Origin of the sequence: Gardnerella vaginalis (assembly GCF_001546485.1) — a bacterium.
In the GTDB taxonomy this organism is placed as follows: domain Bacteria; phylum Actinomycetota; class Actinomycetes; order Actinomycetales; family Bifidobacteriaceae; genus Bifidobacterium; species Bifidobacterium vaginale_D.
In genome coordinates this window covers 113849-120222 of record NZ_KQ956867.1, presented here as the reverse complement: position 1 = coordinate 120222, position 6374 = coordinate 113849, and the positions used below count along the sequence as shown (strand labels likewise).

At 36.5% G+C, this 6374-nt stretch carries 7 protein-coding genes; all 7 read left to right on the top strand.

What is annotated here, in order from left to right; translation table 11 throughout:
* Positions 1-307 precede the first annotated feature (307 nt).
* The 7 genes from HMPREF3208_RS04665 to HMPREF3208_RS04635 all read left to right on the top strand — a co-directional run bounded on the left by HMPREF3208_RS04665 (position 308) and on the right by HMPREF3208_RS04635 (position 5762).
* Positions 308-1567 carry a hypothetical protein gene (locus HMPREF3208_RS04665; RefSeq protein WP_064347429.1) on the top strand — a complete coding sequence of 420 codons (1260 nt, stop codon included), beginning with the start codon at positions 308-310 and terminating at the stop codon, positions 1565-1567.
* A 211-nt stretch (positions 1568-1778) separates the two neighbouring features.
* Positions 1779-2750 (top strand): Fic family protein, encoded by a 972-nt coding sequence (locus HMPREF3208_RS04660; protein ID WP_016637055.1) that lies wholly within the window; start codon positions 1779-1781, stop codon positions 2748-2750.
* A gap of 239 nt (positions 2751-2989) precedes the next feature.
* Positions 2990-3424: a hypothetical protein gene (locus HMPREF3208_RS04655; RefSeq protein WP_155237235.1), complete on the top strand. Its 435-nt coding sequence runs from the start codon at positions 2990-2992 to the stop codon at positions 3422-3424.
* A 130-nt stretch (positions 3425-3554) separates the two neighbouring features.
* A complete protein-coding gene (locus HMPREF3208_RS04650) occupies positions 3555-3851 on the top strand; it encodes a type II toxin-antitoxin system RelB/DinJ family antitoxin (RefSeq protein WP_032818911.1) in 297 nt (98 codons plus the stop codon).
* Positions 3852-4086: 235 nt separating this feature from the next.
* Entirely contained in the window at positions 4087-4497 is a 411-nt protein-coding gene (locus tag HMPREF3208_RS04645; protein ID WP_032814509.1) for a hypothetical protein, read from the top strand.
* A 23-nt stretch (positions 4498-4520) separates the two neighbouring features.
* Positions 4521-5516, top strand: a complete 996-nt coding sequence (locus HMPREF3208_RS04640; protein ID WP_016637060.1) for a type II toxin-antitoxin system antitoxin SocA domain-containing protein — start codon at positions 4521-4523, stop codon at positions 5514-5516.
* 12 nt (positions 5517-5528) lie between these two features.
* Entirely contained in the window at positions 5529-5762 is a 234-nt protein-coding gene (locus HMPREF3208_RS04635; RefSeq protein WP_004122579.1) for a DUF2188 domain-containing protein, read from the top strand.
* The last annotated feature ends 612 nt before the right edge of the window (positions 5763-6374 follow it).

The following is a 6374-nucleotide window of genomic DNA, read 5'->3' as shown; positions in this document are numbered from 1 at the left end:
AAAAAGTATCATAATATTATCAAGATTACAATTATGTGGCAATCTAAACTCTAAAATACCGTATTTGCATGTGTCATAAGTATTGGTTCGTATAGAAGTAGCGTCTTTAATATATTTAATATTGCGTATCGAATATGCTTGCTTATATGGATGAGAAAACGTTTAATGCGTTGATGAGAGTAGAAAAGAAGTTCAAATACTCGCGATTATTTACGTTAGAAGAGACCAGAATAGGCAACTGGAACAATTGTCAATCGTAAGCGCAATATAGGAACAGAATATATGAATAGAATATAGGGATAGAAAAATGTCAGATTCATCGATGAAAGAGAAAGAAAAACAGGAACATACTCTTACAGATGAGAAAAATCCTCTATATTGTGAATCATATGAGCAAATATGTGAAAACCTTCACAGTGCAAATAAGGAATTGTCCAAGTATAAGGTTTTGCGGCTGAGTGCGGAAATCTTTTCCATCTTAATTATTGTTGGAACTGTTTTTATGGCGTCCAATAAGCTGCAGCTTTTTGGATGGATTGCCTATTGTTTTGCAATTCTGTTTCTTGTTGGAGTTTCTTTTATTTGTGTTATTTGGCAGCGCAATCTACACAGACGTTTTCAGAGTGAAAATATAGAGCATAACAAATCTTTTCTTAGCTATGATAATCAACAGGGAAAGGGTAGACTCTCACTGATTCTTTGTTGCTTTTTTGTGTTAAGTGGTATTCTAACTGCATTTTTCGAAATAACTGCGGTACGTCTTCCAAATCAGTGGCTTTTGCAGACTTGGGTATATGTTATATGCGCGGCAATGCCAGTTGTCTGGATGATTACGATTGTTCTTGAATGTGTCTTCTATAATCTCTATCTTATTTCATGTGTACGGAAGATAGGTATAAGAATTGTACTTCGTTATCTATCTGTTCTATTTTGTGTATTGATTATCTTAGGTCTTGGATTTTTTGACGTTTTATTTATTGTTGACAGATATTCTGTGAAACAAAATAATAATGGTACATACACAGAGCACGTGGATGATATGTACGCTCCTTTTGAGTATTATCTTTATAAGTCTGAAGGCCCATTTTTCCTTAAGTATCTTCGGCCAATGAAAGATTCAACTGATACTGATCCAAAAATAAGTGAATCTGAGTGGTATCGCAGAATTAATCGTAATAACAGGAAAGATACAAGATTAAAGGTTGAAGAGACAGAGAAAAATTCCGATTTGCATGATGCCGCTGCGCGTGATTTAGAATCAAAGAAGGAAAGAAATGCAGCGCTTAAGATATTTGATAAGTATTTTGCTGCGAAAGGCTTTACGTTCAAGGAGAACTATACTGCCAAGGGGGATATGTACTTTGTTTTGAATGAAAGCCGTTCGGACATTACCTATCTGCAGTATAACAGGGACTCTCAGGATGGAAAATGTGGTCTTTATATTCTGTTTAAGGCTTCAAAATCTTCAAATGGAAGCTGGTCGCCGAGTGATGCTCATATGCAGAACACCTACACGTATGAATATAGCACTGGACTTATTGCAAAGAGCAGTAGTGTTGATTGGTAGTAGGGCAGATTGGTTATATGTAGGAATATAAGACTATCGGAAGATTGCTAGATAGTGGCATCCATAGTTGCGCTCTATTTGCTTATAATTTTGGGGAATAAATCGGTGGAATAATTGTAAAAAAGTTCCCTACATTATTGATTATTGGGGAACAAAATTGTATATTATTTAAGTAAATGTTCCCCAATTTATCTGAAAAAGGAGTGTGAAGATGGCTGCAAAATATGATGATGTGCAAGAATTGCTTAGAAAAAAGGCTGATATTAATGCTCGCTTGAGTTTGCTTGCGTATGATGGTACTCCTGAAATCAAAAATCGTGGAGATGGTAAATATTTATACACCAGAAAGCGTGTTTCGGGAAAGTTGACGTCTACATATGTTGGTGTGTATTCGGACGATTTGTATAATTTTCTTCTTCGCAATGCAAGTGAATCTAGGCAATTGCGTAAGGAACTTCGCGCTGTAGTAAGGCAGCTCGCGAATGCTGGGTATTCTAATAGTGAGTTATCTGCTGATTTGGTGAACAATATTGCTTTTGCAAGGGCTAACTTAAAGGCGAATATTTACGATCAGGCGGTTTTGGAAGGCGTTGCTACTACTTTTCCTCAAACTGAAGAGATTATAGATAACGGGAAAGTGTTTGGTGTTTCTGCGAGTGATGTTCAAAAAATCTTGAATTTGAAGCATGCTTGGGAGTTTATTTTAGACGAGGATGTTGTATTAAGCAGGTCTGATTATTACATGCTAAGTCATATAGCGAAGCTTGTTAATGAGGGGTTTTTCTTAGATGGCGGTCGTATCAGGGGTGTTCCTGTTGCGATTGGTGGATCTACTTATATTCCGCCTATTCCTAATGAAATAGATGTTAAAGAAAAAATAAGGAATATTGTTGAATGTGAGAAAGATAGTGAGAATGTTGAAGGTAGAATTGGAAGGAAAGAGCCTATTGATATTGCGATTGAATTATGCGTTTATTGTATGAAGTCACAGATATTTTTAGATGGGAATAAGAGGGCTTCTGTGATTTTTGCGAATCATTATTTGATTTCTCATGGCAGGGGCTTGTTGGTTATTCCAGAAAATAAGGTTCCTGAGTTTAAGAAGTTGCTTGTTGAGTATTATGAGGGTGAAGATTTGCAGGTGATTGCTTCATTTATGAGGGAATATTGTTGGAGGCATTAAACCGCGTGATTATGTTGGTTCTTCTGTTTCTTCAAACCTTGCTGTTTGTGAAAGAGTATAGTTTGCTAGTAAATGAAGAGATTAGCGTTGATAATCTAGACAAATTAGTACGAAAAAGTAATATATTTATTAAGATTATTACAGTAATCAGAGTGAATGGTAGATCTTGTTTGCTTAATAATCTGTTTTATGATCATTTGATACAGAGTCGTGTTAACGAAAAGGAGGCTAGTAGTGTTATGAGAAGTAAAACTATTTTTTGTAAAACCATTTTTCAAAGTTGTCTTGTTGTACTTCTGCTGCTAGGTTCTCTCTTTTCTCTTGCTGGATGTTCCGACGATGATGAGAAGGCGGAGCTTGCGTCGTATCATTGGGAGACGGTAGCGGTATCTCGGGAAGAGTTTCGTATACCAGAAAACTATATGAATAAGGATGAGTTGTATCTCTTTGTGTCACGAGATATTCTGGATTCTCATTATGATTTGTCTAAAGTCACTCTTGGAGATAAGCGTATTAAGTTAGTTGAATCATCGTTCGATTTGCCTGGTCCAGGACTTAAAGCTTTATTTTTGGTTGGTAAATTTGATTTAAAAAACAAGCCAAGCTCTAATGTTCTTAAAGTACCAGGGATTAATAAAGCAGGTAATGTTGCTATAGGTTATAAGAAGAAATAGTAGTATTTTGCGCTAAATGCTTAGTGTGAATGTTGAAAGTGTATATATCAGTCGAGGAATCCTATTCATGTAAATTGTGTTGCAATATGCGATACAGTATTTTATGATGTGTGTATGGAGGTTGATTGATATGGCAGTTACTAAAACAGCGAATGTGAATGTGAGAATACAAGAAAATATTAAGCAGCAGGCGGAGCAGATTTTGGAAACGATTGGAGTTCCTAGGGCTACGGCTATTGACATGTTTTATCGTCAAATCATTCTTAATAAGGGTATTCCGTTTTCGCTTACTATTCCGAAGTCACTCCCGGCGCAAGATGATATGGATGAGAAAACGTTTAACGCGTTGATGGCTAAAGGTTATGATCAGGCGGTTCGTGGTGATAGTTATCCGATAGATGATGTTTTTGAAGAGCTTGAACGATGATAGGAAACCGTGGGGTAAGCTTGGTTTTAGAAGATTACGCGTAAAAAATTATTACGTTTATTTTTGTGTTGATGAGAGTAGAAAAGAAGTTCAAATACTCGCGGTTATTTACGTGAGAAGAGATCGGGCTAATCAACTGTAACAATTCTAATATCACAATGTACTAATTAGTACAAACCCCTTGATTTCTGAACAATTTTTAGTACAATAGTGTATGGAGAAGTCAGGGGGAAGCATGAATCCATATTATAATCAAAACTACACTAGAAAGCAGATTGAAGATGTTCTTTCGATGATAAAAGAATGTATTGATGCTGGTCGTTTTAATATCGCAATGAATGAAAATCGTCAGGAGAATATAGATTTCATCAACGAATACAACATTTATCCAAGGAAGCGAAAAGAAATCTTAATGCAAATTTCAGTTGATGATTTTTGTCATAGTCTACAAAATATGAAGATAGGATATGAGCGCGAAGTTCTTTATGTTTTCGTTCCTAGAATAGCATTGGCTAATGCGTTGGGAAACCAAGAGTTGGTAGACATATATACGAAGTTTAACGTGATTAAAGGTAAGAATGGAAGAAGAACAATTGTAATCTCTTTCCATAAGCTTAATAAGTCTATTAGCTATTTGTTTAGATAGAGAGTTTTAAAGGAGAAATTATTATGAGTGTAAGAGTTGTATTTTGTGAAGAATGTAGAGATGAAGTTTCATATACTGTTGACGAAAAGGAGATGACTGGAACTATTCGTGGTGTTCAGTATCACTATGTTGGCAGGGAAGCAAAGTGCGCTAATTGTGGAGCATATGTAGATGTTGAAGAAATTAGTGATTCTAATTTGAAAGCGCTTTATGATGTTTACCGAAAAGAGAACGGTATCGTTTCTCTTGAAAAGATTCGAGCAATTCCTGAACGTTATGATATTGGTAAGCGTCCACTGTCAATACTTTTGGGATGGGGAGAACACACGTTTACTCGTTATGCAGATGGTGATATACCGACTCGGCAATATTCTGAAACTTTGAATCGACTATTTGATGATCCTGCTTATTATCTGAGTATTTTGGAGGAAAATAAGGGTCGATTGATTTCTCAGCAGACTTACGAGAAAAGCTATAAAGCTGTTATAGCTTTGATTGGCAATAATGGCATGCTTGATGGGAAGATAAGTGAAGTTGTTGCATATCTTTTAAATCAGTGCGAGGATATCACGCCATTAGCGTTGCAGAAGAGTCTTTATTATATCCAGGGATTCTTCTATGCATTTTTCAAAAAGTACATTTTTGTTGAGGATTGTGAAGCTTGGGCGCATGGGCCTGTTTACAGGGATATTTATGCGAAGTATTCGGATTATCATTTTGATCCGATTTCAAAGGTTGAATCATTTGATTCTTCTATATTTACCGCTCAAGAGAAGGCTATTTTAGATAGTGTGATCCGAAATATTTGTTGTTATAGTGGAAAGATTTTGGAAGACTTCACACACAATGAGTTTCCATGGATTAATACTAGGGGGGATCTTCCAGATGGTGCTTCTTCAAATAAGATTATTGATAAACAGATGATTGGGGATTATTTTATGAAAATTAAAGAGCAGTATGGTATGAATTCTCCTAGAGATATTCAGTTGTATACGAAAGCTGTGTTTGCCAATATGTAAGGAGGCTTTTATATGGAACGAAGCGAACACCATGTAGTTCATAACCCGAATGGTGGATGGGATGTAAAACGAAATGATTCACAGCGCGCAAGCATTCACACGGCAACAAAAGTTGAAGCATTAAAAGTTGGCAGAATAATCAGCAGAAATCAGGGTACTGAATTTATTGTTCATGGTATGGATGGCAGAATTCAGAATTCTGATAGTCATGGGAATGACCCATGCCCTCCTCGTGATAGGAAATAATTTTGTCCTAAGCCCCCTTTTGGCCTATAACCCGAAAATGAACATTACAAGGAATTTTCTAGTAAGTTATCAAAGATAATTGATAAATATTCATTAGTGGATTTGAAGCATTTGGGATTTGTTAATAATTGACAAACTTTTTTGCAATATTTTCTATCGTTAAAAAGTTCACCCACTATCCATTCTGTGCACTCAAAAAAGTGTAGATATACTGCCCGTTCTCTCAATCCGCGTTGAAAGTGTCGTATTGATGTCAAAGGCTGATTAGATGGGTGCAAGTTTGCCCTTGTGTAGCAAGGCTTAGCGAGGCTATCGTTAAAAGGTTTAATGCGTGCCTGTTCTAATCTGAGTTCTCGCGGTTTTTGAACGTATTTTGTCTGTATGGGGGAAGATATCAACGCTCTGGGGTTGAGTGCACAGGATGCTAACGTACTTCGCTTGCGTTGAAAGCACAGTGTGCTTTCAACTTTGAGCAAGCTCAGCGAATCGAAGTGCATTCGCGAATTATATTTAATCGCTCATTCAAGTCGATTCGCCACTTTGCATCCAGCTGGTGAAGTGGGAAATTTATGCATAAGGGAATGTACTGTATCATATGGGGGGGGGGGGGGG

Bases quoted from the DNA above. Each gene is read 5' to 3' on its own strand.
- HMPREF3208_RS04640 (WP_016637060.1), top strand. From the start codon at position 4,521: ATGAGTGTAAGAGTTGTATTTTGTGAAGAATGTAGAGATGAAGTTTCA.
- HMPREF3208_RS04655 (WP_155237235.1), top strand. From the start codon at position 2,990: ATGAGAAGTAAAACTATTTTTTGTAAAACCATTTTTCAAAGTTGTCTT.
- HMPREF3208_RS04660 (WP_016637055.1), top strand. From the start codon at position 1,779: ATGGCTGCAAAATATGATGATGTGCAAGAATTGCTTAGAAAAAAGGCT.
- HMPREF3208_RS04650 (WP_032818911.1), top strand. From the start codon at position 3,555: ATGGCAGTTACTAAAACAGCGAATGTGAATGTGAGAATACAAGAAAAT.
- HMPREF3208_RS04665 (WP_064347429.1), top strand. From the start codon at position 308: ATGTCAGATTCATCGATGAAAGAGAAAGAAAAACAGGAACATACTCTT.
- HMPREF3208_RS04635 (WP_004122579.1), top strand. From the start codon at position 5,529: ATGGAACGAAGCGAACACCATGTAGTTCATAACCCGAATGGTGGATGG.
- HMPREF3208_RS04645 (WP_032814509.1), top strand. From the start codon at position 4,087: ATGAATCCATATTATAATCAAAACTACACTAGAAAGCAGATTGAAGAT.